This window comes from Acidovorax sp. 22279, assembly GCF_052045435.1.
GTDB classification, from domain to species: Bacteria; Pseudomonadota; Gammaproteobacteria; order Burkholderiales; family Burkholderiaceae_C; genus Acidovorax; species Acidovorax delafieldii.
The window spans coordinates 19,495-37,582 of sequence record NZ_JBQEOV010000007.1; the positions used below are offsets into that span (position 1 = coordinate 19,495).

The 18,088-nt window shown below is 65.6% G+C and carries 15 protein-coding genes; 1 reads left to right on the plus strand and 14 read right to left on the minus strand.

Annotated elements, in window-relative coordinates:
- Positions 1–20: 20 nt before the first annotated feature.
- From ACTJKQ_RS10690 to apbC, 14 genes are all read right to left on the minus strand, one after another.
- Positions 21–413 (minus strand): hypothetical protein, encoded by a 393-nt coding sequence (locus ACTJKQ_RS10690; protein WP_121942194.1) that lies wholly within the window; start codon positions 411–413, stop codon positions 21–23.
- 11 nt (positions 414–424) lie between these two features.
- Positions 425–1,645 (minus strand): formate dehydrogenase subunit gamma, encoded by a 1,221-nt coding sequence (locus tag ACTJKQ_RS10695; protein WP_440596814.1) that lies wholly within the window; start codon positions 1,643–1,645, stop codon positions 425–427.
- Positions 1,646–1,653: 8 nt separating this feature from the next.
- Positions 1,654–1,896, minus strand: coding sequence for a hypothetical protein (locus ACTJKQ_RS10700; protein ID WP_436077743.1), 243 nt, complete (start codon positions 1,894–1,896; stop codon positions 1,654–1,656).
- Positions 1,893–2,510: a formate dehydrogenase FDH3 subunit beta gene (gene fdh3B / locus ACTJKQ_RS10705; RefSeq protein ID WP_055402827.1), complete on the minus strand. Its 618-nt coding sequence runs from the start codon at positions 2,508–2,510 to the stop codon at positions 1,893–1,895. Before fdh3B ends, ACTJKQ_RS10700 begins: the two co-directional genes overlap by 4 nt.
- 23 nt (positions 2,511–2,533) lie before the next feature.
- Positions 2,534–5,500, minus strand: a complete 2,967-nt coding sequence (locus tag ACTJKQ_RS10710; RefSeq protein WP_056746763.1) for a formate dehydrogenase subunit alpha — start codon at positions 5,498–5,500, stop codon at positions 2,534–2,536.
- 14 nt (positions 5,501–5,514) lie between these two features.
- Positions 5,515–5,724, minus strand: coding sequence for a hypothetical protein (locus tag ACTJKQ_RS10715; protein WP_056058615.1), 210 nt, complete (start codon positions 5,722–5,724; stop codon positions 5,515–5,517).
- A 148-nt stretch (positions 5,725–5,872) separates the two neighbouring features.
- Positions 5,873–6,505 carry a TorD/DmsD family molecular chaperone gene (locus tag ACTJKQ_RS10720; RefSeq protein ID WP_260668279.1) on the minus strand — a complete coding sequence of 211 codons (633 nt, stop codon included), beginning with the start codon at positions 6,503–6,505 and terminating at the stop codon, positions 5,873–5,875.
- On the minus strand, positions 6,502–8,571 hold the full coding sequence (locus ACTJKQ_RS10725) for a 4Fe-4S binding protein (protein ID WP_440596915.1): 2,070 nt from the start codon (positions 8,569–8,571) through the stop codon (positions 6,502–6,504). The genes ACTJKQ_RS10720 and ACTJKQ_RS10725 overlap by 4 nt, the downstream gene beginning before the upstream one ends.
- The gene (locus tag ACTJKQ_RS10730; RefSeq protein WP_440596815.1) at positions 8,531–9,265 is read right to left on the minus strand and encodes a DUF3306 domain-containing protein; all 735 of its coding nucleotides are present in this window, start codon (positions 9,263–9,265) and stop codon (positions 8,531–8,533) included. Before ACTJKQ_RS10730 ends, ACTJKQ_RS10725 begins: the two co-directional genes overlap by 41 nt.
- Positions 9,258–9,845 carry a DUF3305 domain-containing protein gene (locus ACTJKQ_RS10735; RefSeq protein ID WP_440596816.1) on the minus strand — a complete coding sequence of 196 codons (588 nt, stop codon included), beginning with the start codon at positions 9,843–9,845 and terminating at the stop codon, positions 9,258–9,260. The genes ACTJKQ_RS10730 and ACTJKQ_RS10735 overlap by 8 nt, the downstream gene beginning before the upstream one ends.
- Positions 9,846–9,928: 83 nt before the next feature.
- The gene (gene fdhF, locus ACTJKQ_RS10740; protein WP_440596817.1) at positions 9,929–12,832 is read right to left on the minus strand and encodes a formate dehydrogenase subunit alpha; all 2,904 of its coding nucleotides are present in this window, start codon (positions 12,830–12,832) and stop codon (positions 9,929–9,931) included.
- A complete protein-coding gene (locus ACTJKQ_RS10745) occupies positions 12,829–14,811 on the minus strand; it encodes an NAD(P)H-dependent oxidoreductase subunit E (protein ID WP_440596818.1) in 1,983 nt (660 codons plus the stop codon). Before ACTJKQ_RS10745 ends, fdhF begins: the two co-directional genes overlap by 4 nt.
- A gap of 192 nt (positions 14,812–15,003) precedes the next feature.
- Positions 15,004–15,960 (minus strand): LysR substrate-binding domain-containing protein, encoded by a 957-nt coding sequence (locus ACTJKQ_RS10750; RefSeq protein ID WP_440596819.1) that lies wholly within the window; start codon positions 15,958–15,960, stop codon positions 15,004–15,006.
- A gap of 25 nt (positions 15,961–15,985) precedes the next feature.
- Positions 15,986–17,077 (minus strand): iron-sulfur cluster carrier protein ApbC, encoded by a 1,092-nt coding sequence (gene apbC, locus ACTJKQ_RS10755; protein WP_260668285.1) that lies wholly within the window; start codon positions 17,075–17,077, stop codon positions 15,986–15,988.
- A 120-nt stretch (positions 17,078–17,197) separates the two neighbouring features.
- Here apbC and ACTJKQ_RS10760 point away from each other — a divergent pair, with 120 nt between their 5' ends.
- Positions 17,198–17,770, plus strand: a complete 573-nt coding sequence (locus ACTJKQ_RS10760; protein WP_260668286.1) for a restriction endonuclease — start codon at positions 17,198–17,200, stop codon at positions 17,768–17,770.
- Positions 17,771–18,088: the final 318 nt, after the last annotated feature.

Here is an 18,088-nt window from a genome sequence, read left to right on the forward strand (position 1 = left end):
CCGGCGCGGCAGGGCGCGTGTCAGGACTTGGAGGCCGGTGCAGCTGCAGCGGCAGGTACCTGCGTGCTGGGAGGGCTGCTGGCTGTGCCAGGTGGCGAGTGTGCACCAGCAGCCTCTGCAGGCTTGGCCGCTGGCGGCGTATAGGCGAAGGGACCAGGGTCCGTGCAAGCAGCACCAGTAGCAGCCGCGGGCTTGGCCGAAGGCGTGGTCTTGCGGTAGTGCGCGGCCACCTTGTCTTGCGACAGGCACAACTTGTAGTTGTCCACCTTGCCAGCCCATGCAGCCTTGGCTGCCGCTTCGGCGGCCTTGGCGGCCGCCTCGGGGGACGGGGCCGGCAGCTTGGCGGATGCCACAGTGCATGCGGCTGCCGCGCACAGCGCCAGCAAAGAGGTGCGGATGCTTGATCTCGTCATGGAGTGGACCCTCATACCTGGGCGGGCTGCTGGCCCGCAGATGCTGTTACGTCGGTCGCTGACTGGCTGGCGCTGCGCTGGCGCGGGATCTTGCCGGCCTGCACATCGTCGTACCACAGCTCATGGTGTTCCTTGGCCCAGCCATCGCTCACATAGCCGGTGCGCATGGCCTTGTAGGCACCCTTCATGCCCACTGTGCCCATGTAGATATGACCACAGATCAGCGCCATCATCCAGATGGCCAGAGTGGCATGGATCATGTGGGCGATCTGCATGTCGCCACGCACGTCGCCAAAGCCGGGGATGAGTTTGTCGAGCACCAGGCCAGTGGCCACCACAAAGATGCCGGGGATGGTGATGCCCCACCAGAACAGGCCCTTCTCGCCCGCATTGAAGCGGTGTGAGGGCACCTCGTGATTGCCCTTGCCCAGCATGCCGCCGCCCTTGGCCAACCAGACAAAGTCAGCGCGGTTGGCGATGTTGTCCTTGATGAACGTAAGAATGATCACCAGCAGCGACACGGCAAACAACGGACCCACAAAGTTGTGCACGTTCTTGAGCGCATAGGTCAACCAGCCAAAAAGCGTGGTCCCCAGGATGGGCAACAGGAAGAACTTGCCAAACGCCATCACGATGCCGGAGATGGCCAGCGCGATGAATGCAAACGCATTGGCCCAGTGGGCCGCGCGCTCGAACGGGGTGAAACGCTCGATACGGCGGGGGCCGGTGCCGTCGGGATGCTCATGCCCCAGCGGGCCTTTCACAAAGTAGAAGATGCCCAAAGCCAGCAACACGATGGCAAACAGCGCCGCACCGTAGGGGATGATCCAGTGGTTGCGCACTTGCCGCCACGCCTCGCCCGCATTGGTGTAGCGCGAGCCGGGGTACTGCACAAAGCGCTGGATCAGGTTGCCCGCCTCGGGCGCCTGGGTCACAGGCAAGCTGCTGTAGCCTGTCACGCCCTGCCCCACCTGGCGCCACATGGGCGCGTTGTTGCCGGGCTGCACCTTCATGCGCTCGCCATTGGTCTGTTCCGAGTATTTGGGATCAGCGCTGGCGTCGGGTTTGACCTGAAAGATATTCTGGCTTTGTACGCCCCCCACCGCAGCCGGTGCAGCCGTGGCTGCAGGAGCTGCCGCCGATGCGTCGGGCGCAGCAGGCGGCGTCTGGGCGCCAGCCAGCCCACAGGCCAGGCTGGCCGCCAAGGCCATGGACCACACGATGTATTTCATGGTGGACCTCACTTCGCCTGGGTGCGGGTGTATTCGTTCTGGCCGTACTGCTGGCGCGCTTTCAACTGCGCTTCCCAGCTGGTTTTGTCGCCGGCTTTCCAGCCAGGCTGCGTGAAGTTGCTGCCGGTGCCGGCGTAAGACGGGGCATCGCTGCGGATGCCCGCGCCGGTCTGCGGTTTCTCGCCGCAGCCCGTCAATGCCAGGGCGGCCACCGCAGCGACCAAGGTCATGTGTATGGTGCGCTGCATCATGACTTGCCTCCTGCAGGCTGACCTGCCTGTTGTGAGCCGTAGGCCGTGCCCCAGCCCCACACTTCGGCGCCCTTGCCACGCTGCACCACGCGGTTGCGGAAGATATCCGCCACCACATCGCCGTCACCGGCCAGCAGGGCTTTGGTAGAACACATTTCTGCGCAGGCGGGCAGCTTGCCTTCGGCCAGGCGATTGCGGCCGTATTTTTCAAACTCGGCCTGGCTGCCATGGGTTTCAGGACCACCGGCGCAGAAGGTGCACTTGTCCATCTTGCCGCGCACACCAAAGGTGCCGGACGATGGGAACTGCGGCGCGCCAAACGGGCAGGCATAACTGCAGTAGCCGCAGCCAATGCACACGTCCTTGTCGTGCAACACCACACCCTCTTCGGTGCGGTAGAAGCAGTTGACGGGGCAGACCGCCATGCAAGGTGCGTCGCTGCAGTGCATGCAGGCCACCGAGATGGACTTTTCACCCGGCACACCGTCGTTCAGGGTGACCACGCGGCGGCGGTTCACGCCCCACGGTACTTCGTGTTCGTTCTTGCAGGCGGTCACGCAGCCGTTGCATTCGATGCAGCGCTCTGCGTCACAGATGAATTTCATTCGTGCCATGTGTGTCTCCTTGCGTGGCGCGATCAGGCGCGTTCCACGTTGCAGATCGTGGTCTTGGTTTCTTGCATCATGGTCACGCTGTCGTAGCCATAGGTGGTGGCCGTGTTGACGGCTTCACCGCGCACCACAGGTGCCGCACCCTTGGGGTAGTACGCCAGCATGTCCGCCCCTTGCCAGCGGCCCGAGAAGTGGAACGGCATCCACACAGTATCGGGTGCCACGCGCTCGGTAACGAGTGCTTGCACGTTGATGCGGGCACCGGTGGGAGAACTGAGCCATACGCGCTCGCCGTTGCGGATGCCCCGGTCGGCGGCCGTCTTGGGGTTGATCTCGACGAACGACTCCTGCTGCAGCTCCGCCAGCCAGGGGTTGGAGCGGGTTTCCTCGCCGCCGCCTTCGTACTCCACGAGACGACCCGAGCTCATGATGAGCGGGAATTTCTCGTGCACCTTGTCGGCCACGTTTTTCTCCTGCACGCTCTTGTACAGGGTAGGCAGGCGCCAGAAGGCCTTCTTGTCGTCGTGGGTCGGATACTTGGCCATGAGGTCAGGACGCGTGCCATACAGAGGCTCACGGTGCTGCGGAATGGCGTCCGGGAAGTTCCACACCACAGCGCGCGCCTTGGCATTGCCGAATGGATGGCAACCGTGCTTGAGGGCCACCCGAATGATCGCGCCCGTGGGGTCGGTCTTCCAGTTCTTGCCCTCGGCCTTGGCCTTTTCGGCATCGCTCAGATCGTCCCACCAGCCCAGCTTCTTGAGCAGCACGTGGTCGAACTCGGGGTAGCCCGTGGTGATCTCGCTGCCCACCGAATGGGAGCCGTCCTCTGCCAGCAGGTTGACGCCATCCTTTTCCACGCCGAAGTTGGCGCGGAAGTTGCCGCCGCCTTCCATCACATGCTTGGAGGTGTCGTACAGATTGGGCGAGCCTGGGTGCTTGAGCTCCGGCGTGCCATAGCAGGGCCATGGCAGGCCAAAATAGTCGCCGCCAAAGTCGTAACCAGTCTCCTTGTCCTTGCCCCCCTTGGCCTTCAGGGTCTTCACATCGAACAGGTGCATGTTCTTCATGTGGGCCTTCAGGCGCTCAGGGCTCTGGCCGGTGTAGCCAATGGTCCAGACCGACTTGTTGATCTCGCGCAGGATGTCCTCGGGCACGGGCTCGTCCATGCCCTTGACCTTCTGCATCTTGTAGTTCTTGGAGAGCTCGGCGGCAAAGCCCAGCTTTTCGGCGAACTGGTGCATGATCATGTGATCGGAGCGGCTCTCCCACAGCGGCTCGATCACTTTTTCGCGCCACTGCAGCGACCGGTTGGATGCCGTGCACGAACCACTGGTCTCGAACTGCGTGGCGGCGGGCAGCAGATACACCGCACGGTTGGGATTCAAATCTTCGGCCTTGCCTGGCATGGCAGCCATCGCGGCGGTGGCGGACGGATAAGGATCCACCACCACCAGCAGGTCCAGCTTGTCCATGGCGCGCTTCATCTCCAGACCACGGGTCTGCGAGTTGGGCGCATGGCCCCAGAAGAACACGCCGCGCAAATTGGAGTCCTGGTCGATCAGCTCGTTGTTCTCTAGCACACCATCAATCCAGCGCGACACGGTGATGCCGTTCTTGGTCATCATCGCGGGCGACGCATACTGCTTCTTGATCCACTCGAAGTCCACTCCCCACACAGCGGCGAAGTGCTTCCACGAGCCTTCGGCCAGGCCGTAGTAGCCAGGCAGCGAGTCTGGGTTGGGACCCACGTCGGTTGCGCCCTGCACGTTGTCGTGGCCGCGGAAGATGTTGGTGCCGCCACCGCTCTTGCCCACGTTGCCCAAAGCCAGCTGCAAGATGCACGATGCACGCACGATGGCATTGCCGATGGTGTGCTGCGTCTGGCCCATGCACCACACGATGGTGCCAGGGTTGTTCTCGTGCAGCATCTTGGCGACCTTGAAAACCTGGTCTTCCTTGACGCCACAAGCCTCTTCCACCTTGTCGGGCGTCCACTTGGCCAGCACTTCGTCGCGCACCTTGTCCATGCCATAGACACGGTCGTTGATGTACTTCTTGTCTTCCCAGCCGTTCTTGAAGATGTGGTACAGCACACCAAACAGGAAGGGAATGTCGGTACCGGAGCGGATGCGCACGTATTCGTCCGCCTTGGCGGCCGTGCGGGTGAAGCGCGGATCCACCACGATCATCTTGCAGCCGGTTTCCTTGGCGTGCAGCATGTGCAGCATGGACACCGGATGCGCTTCGGCCGCGTTGGAGCCGATGTACAGAGCGACCTTGCTGTTTTGCATGTCGTTGTACGAATTGGTCATGGCGCCATAGCCCCATGTATTGGCCACACCCGCCACCGTGGTGGAGTGGCAGATACGCGCCTGGTGGTCACAGTTGTTGGTACCCCAGAAGCTCACGAACTTGCGCAGCAGATAGGCCTGCTCGTTGTTGTGCTTAGACGAACCCACAAAGTACACGCTGTCAGGACCGCTGGCCTTGCGCAGCTCCTGCATCTTGGCCGTGATTTCGTTCAGGGCCGTGTCCCAGCTGATGCGCTCGTATTTGCCGTTGACCAGCTTCATGGGATAACGCAGGCGGTACTCGCCATGGCCGTGCTCGCGCAGGGCTGCGCCCTTGGCACAGTGGGCACCCAGGTTGATGGGCGAGTCGAACACCGCCTCCTGGCGCACCCACACGCCGTTCTCGACCACCGCATCGACCGCGCAGCCCACTGAGCAGTGGGTGCACACCGTGCGGCGCACTTCGATCTTGCTGTCGCCGATGCCGACCTTGGCACCTTCGGCAGCGTTGGATTTCTTGACCAGCGTGAGCTGCGAGGCCGCGATGCCCACGCCCACTCCCAGGCCAGAGCGGCGCAGGAACGAGCGACGGTCCATGGTGGGCAGGGCCTGCGACAGGCCACGGCGCAGGCTGTGCACAAAAGGCGATGCAGAGCCGTTGCCCTGCACAGAATGGGAAGACTTCTTGGTTAGCAACATGGCGTGCCCCGATGTCAAAGTTGGGTGGTCTTGTAGTACTGCTTCACGCGGGCAGACAGGTGGTAGCCACCGCCCTTTTCGGGTGCGACGCGCGCGGGCTCGGACACCACGGCATCGGACGGCGCGACATGGGGGAGTGCCACCACGGCTGCTGCGGCAGCCCCTACAGTGGCGGCGCCGGAAAAGAAGCTCCGGCGGGAGGAATTTGGCTGGCTGTTCTGCATGCTTGTCTCCAGAAAGGCTGGCAGCTATGAAACGGAATTCATACAGTCTATGTCAGTGTGTAAAAACCCGCCATCGGGCTTTACAACTCCCAGTAACACACTCATCTTTTGTAGCGGCATATCGAGGGTTTACGAGCATCTGGAGGGATCAATCCAACATGTCGAAGCCCTGGGTCTCCACCGACACAAAGGCCCGCGTGAAGTGCGCCACAGCCGCATAAAACCGTGCTTGCGGCTGTGCGGCCAAGGCATCGCAGAGCTGAAGAACCCAGGGCTGCAGATGCGTTGAAAAAAATTCACGCTGCGATGTCAGGTTGCAGACAGCTACATCGTCTCCGGCGATCAGGTAGCGCATGACCTCCAGCAGGTAGGCCACATGGTCCTCGGTCTCGGGCATGGTCTCGTCCCGCGCCAGGCCCAGCTGCTGCAGATCGGTACGCAGACGCGCCAGCGGCTTCTCGTTGAGAAACCCGCTGAGGTAGTGCGAGCCATACAAAAACACCTCGGGCTTGCCCACACCACCAAAGAGCCGGTCAAACTCCTGCGCAATGGCAGCATCGCTGAGCGCACGCGACGCCGCCACCAGTTGCTGCCAGGGCTCCTGCAAAAAGCCGCCATCGGCAGGCGCCTCCGTCACTGCCACCCGCAAGGCCGACAGCAGCTCCGGGTCGGGCGCTGCGTAGTACAGCTGCGACAACAAGCCATACAGCTCGGCGCGGGCGGTTTCTTCATCGAGCGCAGAGCTGCCGCCCAGGGGGGTCAAGGTGGATGGGGCACTCACAGGTCGGTCACTTTCGTCTCGTTTTGTGCGGAATACAGGTCAATCACGCGGCAGTCACTGCACATCTTCAGCCGCTCCAGCGCCTCGCCCTGGAACATGGGGTGGCCCGACAGTTTGCCCAGCATGGCCTCGATGGCTTTCACCGTGCCAAAGGGTTTGCTGCAGCGCACACAGGCCCAGGGCTTGGCCTCGTTGAGCACACGCAGCTGTGCACGCTCGGGCGTGAGCAGCAGGCGCGGCTGCAGGGTGATGGCGTCTTCGGGGCAGGTGGTGGCGCACAGGCCACACTGCACGCAGTTCTTTTCGATGAAGCGCAGCTGCGGCATCTGCGGGTTGTCCTGCAGCGCACTGGCGGGGCAGGCGCTCACGCAGCTCAGGCACAGGGTGCAGCGATCTTTGTTGACTTCGATCGTGCCCAGCGGCGACCCCACGGCAGGCAGAGCAATGGCCGCAAGCCGCTCGTCTACGGGCATCGGGGCCTGCTCGATCAGGTGGTCGAGTGCCATCTCCAGCGTGCTGCGCTTCTCTTGGGCCACCGCAAAGCGTGCAGCCACGGCCGGGGTCTTCTGGCGCGTCTGGCCCAGGGTCTGCAGTGCAGCATCCAGCGCGGTGGGGTGGTTGGCACGCAGCAACTGCACATGGGTGCCGGTGTAGCCCAGGCCGCGCAGGATGGCCTGCGCCACGTCCATTTGCGCCTGCAGGCCTTCGAGGTACTGCGGGGCTTCTTCATCGGTACTCAAAACCACCACCTGCGACGCACCATAGGCCATGGCACTCAGCCACAGGTCCACCCCCGTGCTCGCCGTGTGCCACAGCGCCACCGGGATCACGTTGGCAGGCACGCCATGCGCCAGCTTCAGCTGAGCAGCACGGCCCAGTTCTTCCACCAGCGCCTGGCCGCGCTCCTGGCTGTGCAGCAGCAATACCGCGTCCTTGCCGCCGGCGGCGGTGTAGGTGGACAGCAGCGTCTTGAGCTTGGTGCCCTGCTCCGTCGCACTGGGGTAGGCATAGGTCAGTGCGCCCGTGGGGCACACGGTGGTGCAGGCGCCACAGCCCACACACAGGTTGGGGTTCACCTTGATTTGCTGGCGGCCCTTGTCGCTGCTGATGGCCTCGGCCGAGCAAATGTCCACGCAGGCATTGCAGCCCACGGTTTCGTTGCGGCTGTGGGCGCAGAGCTTTTGTTTGTAGACAAAAAACTTGGGTTTCTCGAACTCGCCCACCAGCTCGCGCAGCTTGAGCAGCGTGCCCAGGTCCCGCCCGTCCCAGCGCAGGTAACCCTGCGGCAGCGCGTGCTGCAGGAAGGTGGGCGTGGCAGTGGATGAACGCAGGTCCAGCACCAGGTCAAAACGCTCGGTCTGCGCCGTGGCATCTCGGGTGAAGTCGATGGCGCCCGCCACCTGGCACACCTTCACGCAGGCGCGGTGCGACTGGCAGGCGGTCAGGTCGATCTGGTAATCCAGACCAATGGCGTTTTCAGGACAGGCCGCCACGCAAGCGTTGCAGCGCGTGCACAGGTCCAGGTCGATGGGGTTGTCGGCCGCCCATTGCAGCTCAAACGCACCCAGCCAGCCGGTGAGGCCCGTGATGCGGCCACCCAGCACCGGATAGCGCCGCGCCTGCGCGCCACCGGCATTGCCAGGGCCTTGGGTGAACAGCGTCACATCCAGCACATCCGACACCAGGGCGGCCGCCTGCTCGGCCTGGTCGAGCGGTCCGATGATCAGCAAGCGGCCCGTGCTCTTGTAGGTGACCGTGGGTACGGGCGGAGGGTCGGGCAAACGCGCTGCTGCCAGCAGCGCGGCGATCTTGGGGCTGGCCTTGGCAGCATCGCGGCTCCAGCCCCCGGTTTCGCGGATGTTCACAAACCGGATGGGCGACACCGCGCCCTCGGTCTGCTGGCCCAGGTCGCCAAACAGGCGCTGCTCCTGCGTGCAGGCCACCACCACGTCCTGCCCGGACTGGATGGCCTTTTGGAACGCCCCCGCGTCGCGCCGGCACAGGGTGGAGTGAAGGGTCAGGTCTTCATGCAGTGCCTCGCCCAACGCCTTGGCGTTGAGGGGCATCGTCTGGTTGCAGTCGCAGATGAGCGTCGTGGTCATTGTGGGTATGGCTGGCTGGCGTGACCACCGCATCCTGGGCAGAGCGTGGGGCCACCTCAGGCTCGCTAGAGGGAACGCTAGGAACAGCGTTGCATACCTGGGACTGTGCCACGTCTGCGGGGCTTTGCGCCTCCGCATCATCCCGAGGCTGACTGCCCGGCGGGGATATTGCGGCCGCAGGGGCCGCGTCCGGCGCAGCATCACCTGGCAAACCCTGCGCAGCGGTCGCGGCCTTTTTCTCGTGGTCAAAAAAGCCCAGTGCATGCGCACTGACCATCTTGCGCAGCATGCCTGCAGGCAGCGGGTCGGGCTGGGTGTAGTCGCCGATGTAGATGTCCAGGCCATCCATCACATTGAAGTGCGGGTCGGCAAACAGCTTTTTCATGGCCAGATTGCGCACCTCAGGCGACACGGCACGGGCCACAAACGGCTTGAAGTCGGACGCTGGCGTGAGTGCCTCAGCATCCGCCAACGTGGGCGGCGGTGGCACCTCCGGGGCCGGGGCAGCAGGGGCAGCAGGTGCGACGGGCGCTGCCACAGCGGCCACCGGCGCGGGGGTTGCCACCTGGGGGGCAGGCGGCGGCGGGTCCTGCACGGGCTTGCCTGCCAGCACATCCTGCTTGCGCCGCGACCAGCGGCCGAGGAATCCGTCAGCCATGGTCGCCACCTCCTCGCGCGCCACCCGCATGGCCACCGCCACCACCGCCGCCACGCGGCTTGTCGGTGGACACGGACGCGGGGTTGCCAAAGCGGTCCTGCAGCGTGCGAAAGCTCTCGGGGCGCTTGCGGCGCTTGGGCTCGGGCTGGTAATGCTCGGCCACAAAGGCGCGCAGTGCCTCCACCACCTCGGCATCGGCGGGCACTTGCTCCACGGTTTCCTGTGCGTCCAGCCAGCGGCCAGCGTCGTGGTAGCTCAGGCTCACCGCCACCGGGCGGGCCATGGGGACCTCGCCCGCGCCCGTGTCTTCATCCTGGCGCCACATCACAAACCAGCAGGGCGCGGGCGAAGTGAGGTTCAGGTGATAACCCTCGGCGTCGTCGCGGAACAGCTCCACGCGAAAGCCCGGGAACAGCCAGCGCTGCTCGCGCTCGTCCTGGATCAGCGGGCGGAGTTCGGTCCCAAAGGCGGGCTCGTGGATCACCACCTCGGCCAGCGACCACCGCCAGGGCTGCCAGCGGTTGTCGATGTGCTCGCGCCGCATGATCACGGCAACGTCGGTATAGGGGCGCTCTGTCATGGGCTGCGACTGTACCCCGGAGTAACCCCTTGCCCGCAGCGCGCGGCGCAAAGCCCCACAGCCAGCGTACGGATCGCGCGGTGTCAGCCCGGCACGCCAGTGGCCTGCATGACCTCCACCGCCACTGCGCAATATTTGAATTCGGGGATCTTGCCGAACGGGTCCAGCGCCGCGTTGGTGAGCAGATTGGCCGCCGCCTCCACATAGGCAAATGGCATGAACACCGTGCCGCGCGGCGTGCCGTCGTCGCGGCGCACGCGCACCTGCACCATGCCGCGCCGCGAGCGGATGCCCACCAGCGCGCCGGGCGCCACGCCCAGCCGCGCCAGTTCGTCGCCATGCAGCGACGCGGTGGCCATGGGCTCGATCGCGTCCAGCACGGTGCTGCGCCGCGTCATGCTACCGGTGTGCCAGTGCTCCAGCTGGCGACCGGTGATGAGTACCAGGGGGTAGTCGGCATCGGGCTTCTCTGCCGCCGGGATCACGCTGGCGGGCACCAACTGCAGGCGGCCCGTGGGCGTTGGGAATTTTTCGGTGAAGACGATGGGCTGGCCCGGGCCGTCAGGCGTGAGGCAGGGGTAGGTCACACTGGAATCGCGTGCGAGGCGGTCCCAGGTGATGCCCTCGATGCTGGCGTGCATGGCCTGGCGCATTTCGTCGTAGACAGCGGCCACGCCAGACTCCTCGCCTTCGTAGTTCCAGCCAAGCCCCATGCGCGCGGCGATCTGCTGGATGATCCACAGGTCCGGCTGCGCATCGCCCGGCGGATTGAGCGCGCGGCGGCCCATCTGCACCATGCGGTCGGTGTTGCTGGCGGTGCCGGTCTTTTCGGGCCAGGCGCTGGCGGGCAGCACCACGTCGGCCAGCCAGGCGGTCTCGGTCAGGAAGATGTCCTGCACCACCAGGTGCGAGAGGCTGGCCAGTGCGTGGCGCGCGTGGTTCAGGTCGGGGTCGCTCATGGCCGGGTTCTCGCCCATGATGTACATGCCGCGCACCTTGTGCGGGTCGCTGTCAGGCGCCAGGGCCTTGTGCATGATCTCGACCACGGTATAGCCGGGGGTCTCGTCCAGCGGAGTGCCCCAGAACTGTTCAAACCACGCATGCGCCCCGGCGTTGTCCACGCGCTGGTAGTTGGGGAACATCATGGGAATCAGCCCCGCATCGCTCGCGCCCTGCACATTGTTCTGGCCGCGCAGCGGGTGCAGGCCCGAGCCGGGCTTGCCGATCTGGCCCGTGACGGCGCAGAGCGCGATGAGGCAGCGCGCGTTGTCGGTGCCGTGCACATGCTGGCTCACGCCCATGCCCCAGAGAATCATCGACGCCTTCGCCGTGGCAAACGCCCGCGCCACCTCGCGCAGCGTCTCGGCCGGGATGCCGCACACGGGCGCCATGGCCTCGGGGCTGCAACCCATCACGTTGGCCTTGAGTGCCTCGAAGTTGTTGGCGCGATCTTTGATAAAGGCCTCATCCACCAGCCCTTCGTCGATCACCGTGTGGATCAGCGCGTTGAGCATGGCCACATCGGTGTCGGCCTTGAACTGTAGGGTGCGCCAGGCGTGGCGGCCGATGTCCGTGATGCGCGGGTCGGCCAGCACGATCTTCGCGCCACGCTGGGCGGCATTCTTCATCCACGTGGCGGCCACGGGGTGGTTGGCCGTGGGGTTGGAGCCGATCACGAAGATCAGCTCGGCATGTTCCACGTCGTGCACCGGGTTGCTCACCGCGCCGGAGCCCACGCCTTCGAGCAGCGCGGCCACGCTGGAGGCGTGGCACAGCCGCGTGCAGTGGTCCACGTTGTTGCTGCCAAAGCCGGTGCGCACCAGCTTCTGGAACAGGTAGGCCTCTTCGTTGCTGCCCTTGGCCGAGCCGAAGCCCGCCAACGCCTTGGGGCCGTGCGTGTCGCGCAGCGACCTGAGCGTGCCGGCGGCCAGGCCCAGCGCCTCGTCCCAGGTCGCTTCGCGGAAGGTGTCGCGCCAGTCGGCACCGTAGGGGCGCACCTCCTTGGGCACACCGGGTTTGCGGATCAGCGGCACCGTCAGGCGGTCGGGGTGGTGGGCGTAGTCGAAACCAAAGCGCCCTTTCACGCACAGGCGGCCGTGGTTGGCCGGGCCGTCGCGGCCTTCGACGCTGATGATCTTTTCATCGCGTACGTTGTAGGTGATGAGGCAGCCCACGCCGCAGAACGGGCAGACCGAATCGACCTTGCGGTCCACCGCCTGCGGGCCGATGTGCGTCTTGGGGCTGAGCGCGCCCGTGGGGCAGGCCTGCACGCATTCGCCGCAGGCCACGCAGGTGCTCTCTGCCATGGGGTCATCCAGGTCGAAGACGATCTTGCTGTCGGCACCGCGCAGCGCGTAGCCGATCACATCGTTCACCTGTTCCTCGCGGCAGGCGCGCACGCAGCGGTTGCACTGGATGCAGGCATCCAGATTCACGGCCATGGCCGGATGGCTCAGATCGGGCGCGGGTTGCTCGCGGCGCAGGGCTTGGAGCGCGGGGCGCACGGTGACGCCCAGGCGGCTGGCCCAAGCACTCAATTCGCCATGCTGACCTACCGCTGGGGCAGTTTTTGAATCCAATGGGCCTGTAGCGCTAGAAGAATATGCTTCACCAGCTATCAATTCAGGAGTATCTGGTTGATCATCATTCCATTGGTAGCCAACATCCGGCATATCGGACAGCAGCATCTCCACCACCATCTGCTGGCTCTTGCGGGCGCGGGGGCTGGCGGCCTGCACCTTCATGCCTTGCGTCGGTGCGCGGCAGCAGCTGGGGGCCAGCGTGCGCTCGCCCGCGATCTCCACCACACAGGCGCGGCAGTTGCCGTCGGGGCGCAGGCCGTCGCTGTAGCACAGGTGCGGAATCTCCACGCCGTGGCGCTGCGCAGCCTTCAGGATGGTTTCGCCAGGATGGGCGGTGACGGGCTGTCCGTCCAGCTCGAAAGCCACGCCGGGCTGCGCTGCGGCAGAAGTCAACACGGCGCTCATGGCTTCACCCCGGTAGGCAGTTGTTCGGTCAGCGGGCTGTTACGCGGCTTGGGCAAATCGCCCGGCCAGGGCCCCTCGCCCACTTCGTGCGCAAAGTATTTGTGGATGCAGCGGATGGGGTTGGGTGCAGCCTGGCCCAGGCCGCAGATAGAGGCGTCGGCCATTACCTGTGCCAGGTCGTCGAGCAGTTCTTCATCCCACTTCGGCGCTTGCATCAGCGTGGCCGCCTTGGCCGTGCCCACACGGCAGGGCGTGCACTGGCCGCAGCTTTCGTGTTCAAAAAAGCGCATCACGTTCAGCGCCGCGTCGCGCGCGCGGTCGTGTTGGCTGAGCACGATGACGGCGGCCGAGCCGATAAAGCAGCCGTAGGGCTGCAACGTGTCGAAGTCCAGGGGAATCTGGTTGAGGCTGGCGGGCAGGATGCCGCCTGAGGCGCCGCCGGGCAGGTAGGCGTACAGCTCATGGCCATCCAGCATGCCGCCGCAGTATTCGTCGATGAGTTCCTGCACCGTGATGCCCGCAGGCGCGAGCTTGACGCCGGGGTGCTTCACCCGGCCGCTCACGCTGAAACTGCGCAGGCCCTTGCGGCCGTGGCGGCCAAAGCTGGCAAACCACTGCGGCCCGCGCTCCACGATGTCGCGCACCCAGTACAGCGTCTCGAAGTTGTGCTCCAGCGTGGGCCGGCCGAACAGCCCCACCTGCGCGATGTAGGGCGGGCGCATGCGGGGTTCGCCACGCTTGCCTTCGATGCTCTCGATCATGGCCGACTCTTCGCCGCAGATGTAGGCGCCCGCGCCGCGCCGCAGTTCGATGTGGGGCAGCGGGCATGGCGGATCGGCACGCAGACCGTCCAAAGCCCGCTGCAGCAGCGCACGGCAGCCGTGGTATTCGTCGCGCAGGTAGATATAGATGGCCTCGGTGCCCACCACCTGGGCGGCGATGAGCACCCCTTCCAGAAAGCGGTGCGGGTCGCGCTCCAGGTAGGTGCGGTCCTTGAAGGTGCCGGGCTCGCCCTCGTCGATGTTGACGGCCATCACGGCCGTGCCCTCACGCTCCCCCGCTTCGCGTGGTCCGCTGCCCCCCGAGGGGCCCGTCGCCTCGCTTGGGGCGGCCCGGCGCTCGGCGAGCGCGGCCTGCTCGCGCACGATGCGCCACTTGCGCCCGGCCGGAAAGCCTGCGCCCCCCAATCCGCGCAGGCCGGAGTCTTCCATGGCGGCCAGCACCGCCTCGGCGTCCATCTCGCCATTGACCAGCGCAGCGGCGGTCTGGTAGCCACCATGCGCACGGTAGGTGGCCAGGTCGGTGTGCCCGGGGCTGACTCCATCCGGCTGCGCAGGCACGCTCGCCTCCACACACTCAGCAATATCAAAATTGATAGCACCTTGGGCGTATGGATGTAGCGCTACCGACCGATCGGGCTTCAAATCAACGGCTTCCAGCACCCCATCGACCGTGGCGTGGGGCACCGGGCACTGGTGCACCACCGCCACGGGCGCCTGCTCGCACCGGCCCACGCAGGGCACGGCCAACACCTGCACATCGCCCTGCCCGGCCGCGCGCAGGCGCTCGGGCAGCGCGGCCAGCAGGTCGCGGGCGCCCGCCATGCTGCAGCTCAGGCTGTCGCACACCCGCACCACCAGGCGGGGCGCCTGGGCCTCTTCACCACGCACGATCTCGAAGTGGTGGTAGAAGCTCGCCACCTCATACACCTCGGCCATCGGCAGGTTCATCTGCTTGGCGAGTGCCACCAGGTGCCGGTCGTGCAGCACGCCAAAGTAGTCGTTCAGGCGGTGCAGGTATTCGATGAGCAGGTCACGCCGAAAGCCGGTGGCCGGGCGCGGGCCCAGCAGTTGCGCCACCTCGGCCATGGCCGCTTCTTCGGGCTGGCGGCCCTTGAGGCGGCTTTTGCGGCGGATGCGTTCGCGCATGTCGTTGACGGACACGGCGGCGACGGTGGGGGCTTCGGGGGCAAGGTGCATGGACCGGGGGCGTGGGGCGTTGATCTGGTTGTATGCAGGCACCTGCATAGGGTGCCCGGGCCGCCGCAGTGTCGGCCACGGGCGCCTGCGGCGTCAAATTGCCGATGCACATGGGTCGATCACAAAAACAAATGAAACGGCCGTTTTTGCAACTGCCCATGAATCACCCGCCGCAACCCATGCGGTCAGCGCTCAATCGGCGACCAGAAGCCCACTGTGTGCTGCAGCGTGCTGCAGCCAGTCGGGGTCCTGCGCCAGTGCCAGCGCTGCATCGAGGGCGCGGGTGGGCTGCACCTGCCGGTGCGACATGAATCCGATGGGGGTGGTCAGCACCGGGCCCTTGAGCGGCAGGGCCTCCAGCCCCTCATGGCCGCGCACGGCATCGACAAGCGCCCCGGGCAGGACGCTGCACAACTGGCCCGCCACCACGCTCAGCGCCAGGGTCAGCACCGAATCGGTTTCCATGGCGGGCATGACCGTGGCGCCTGCCGCGCGGAAGGCGCCATCGACCAGGCTGCGGTTGTGCATCTCCGGGGTGAGCAGGCACAGCGGCAAGGCCGCTGCATCGGCCCAGGCCATGGACGGGCGGATCTGCAGCCCACGCTCCGGGCCCTGGAGCGGGCGCGGTGCGCGGCGCAGCAGAAAGTAGTGCTCGACATACTGCGGCCAGGCCCGCAGCGGGCCGCCGCGTGCGGGCATGCGCTCGGTGTAGCCCAGCGCCAGATCCAGCGAAATGTTTTCCAGCCCGGCCTCGAGCGCCTGCGAGCTCATCGACAGTGCCACCGGCACGATGCCCGGGTGCCGCGCCTGCAGCTGCGCCGCAAACCGCGCGAGGATGGGCATGGCCGTGGGCACCGCGCCCAGGCGCAGCGTGCCGCGCGGGTGGGCGGCGTCGCCGCTCAGGTCCTGCTGCAGCACTTGGTGCTCGTGCAGCATGCGCTGGGCGGATGCCAGTACACGCTCACCCTCGGGCGTGAAGCCCTCGAAGCTGCGCCCCCGGCGCACCACCACCACGCCAAACTCCTTTTCCAGCGCGCGCAGCGCATTGGAGAGCGCCGGCTGCGTGATGTGGCAAGCCTGCGCCGCCCGGCCAAAGTGCCGGTGCTCGTGCAGCGCCACCAGGTAGCGCAGGGACGCGAGCAGGTTCATGGCGCGGTGGGGTGGCTCAGGAGGATCAGGTGTTCTTGCTGATCGAGATGGTGGGGAACTTGTTCGAGAAGTCCTTGGCCTGCTGGGCGATCTTCACCGCCACATCGCGCGCCACCTTCTTGTAGATCTGTGCGACTTCGCCATCCGGGTCGGCCACCACGGTGGGCTTGCCGCTGTCGGCCTGCAGGCGAATGCTCATGTTCAAAGGCAGCGCACCCAGGTAGTCCATGCCGTAATCGGCCGCCATCTTCTTGCCGCCATCGGCGCCAAAGATGTGCTCCACATGGCCGCAGTTGCTGCAGACGTGGGCGGCCATGTTCTCGACGATGCCCAGGATGGGCACGCCCACCTTCTCGAACATCTTGATGCCCTTCTTGGCGTCCAGCAGGGCGATGTCCTGAGGGGTGGTGACGATGACCGCGCCGGTCATGGGCACACGCTGGCTCAGGGTGAGCTGGATGTCGCCAGTGCCGGGCGGCATGTCGATGATGAGGTAGTCCAGGTCTTTCCAGTTGGTCTGGCGCAAGAGCTGCTCCAGCGCCTGGGTGGCCATGGGGCCGCGCCAGATCATGGCTTCGTCCTGGTCCACCAGGAAGCCGATGGACATGACCTGCACGCCGTAGTTCTCCAGCGGCTCCATGGTCTTGCCGTCTTCACTCTCAGGGCGACGGTTGATGCCCAGCATCATGGGCTGGCTGGGGCCGTAGATGTCGGCATCCAGAACGCCCACGCTGGCACCCTCGGCAGCCAGCGCCAAGGCCAGATTGGCGGCCGTGGTGCTCTTGCCCACGCCGCCCTTGCCAGAGGCCACGGCGATGATGTTCTTGACCTGGGGCAAGAGCTGCACACCGCGCTGCACGGCATGGGCGATGACCTTGGTGGTGATGTTGACCGACACGTTGTCCACGCCCGCCACGCCCTTGGCGGCGGCCACCAGGCTGCGGCGCAGCTCGGGCACCAGGCTTTTGGCGGGGTAGCCCAGTTCCACGTCAAACGCCACGTCGCCACCGGTGATCTGCAGGTTGCGCAGGGCGCGGCTGCTGACAAAATCCTTGCCCGTATGGGGGTCCAGCACGCTGGAAAGTGCGGCCAAAAGGCCCTGTTCGGTGACTGCCATTCAAATAACTCCTGTGGGGCCGGTAGTCTATTCCCAAGCTCCCGCCCCCTGCCGCTGAAGGACAATGCGCACCGCATTGCATCGTCGCTCTCTCCAAAAAGGCCTCCCGTGAAATTCAAGATGTCTGAAAACTCCCTGTTTGCCGTCCTGCTGCGCTCGCCGTGGTGGATCAGCTTTGTGGTGGTGGGCCTCATCACGCTGGCGGCCGGGGCGTTGTTGCCCAAGGAGTACTTTGTCGTGGGCGCGCTGGCAGGGTTCCCCATCTTTGTGGTGGGCTGCATCGCAGCCTGGAAGCAACTGCGCGCGCCCAACCCCGCCAAGGTGGTGGAGATGCTGGAGGCCGTGGGCAGCATGCCCTGGCGCAGCTTCGCCGACACCCTGGCCACCGCCTGGGAACGCGCGGGCTACAGCGTGGAGCGCATGACAGGCAGCAACGCCACCGGGGCCGACATGCGCCTGAGCCAGGGCGGCAAGACCACGCTGGTCAGCGCCAAGCGCTGGAAGGCCGCTACCCACGGTGTGGAGCCCCTGCGGGAGCTGCGCACGGCCATGACCGCTGCCGATGCGTCGGAGGGCGTTTACGTGGCCGCCCTGGGCCAGGTCAGCGAGAACGCCCAGGCGTTTGCCCGGGAGCACGGCATCGTGGTGCTGCAAGGTGACGCGGTGGCGCAACTGCTGCTCAAGCAGCGTTAAGAACCTGTTCACAGTCTTTTTGGAGTTGCACAAGTGCCTTGCCGGGATGGGATGCAAGGCGCGGTGCGCTGCCAATAGCCCGTGCTATTGGCAAGCGCCGCAACGCCGCAGACCGCCCGGCAAGGCACTTGCCCGAAGGGTTGGAGTGAAATCGGGCGATTGGACGCCCCGGCTGCTTGCATGGGCATGAGCCCATGCGGCGCACCCGAAGCATCCACTCCTCCCGATTGCACTCCAATGTAATCTCCAAAAAGACTGTGAACAGGTTCTAAGACCACCTCCTGTGGGGTGGCCCGCACATGCGGGTTTTCCCACATG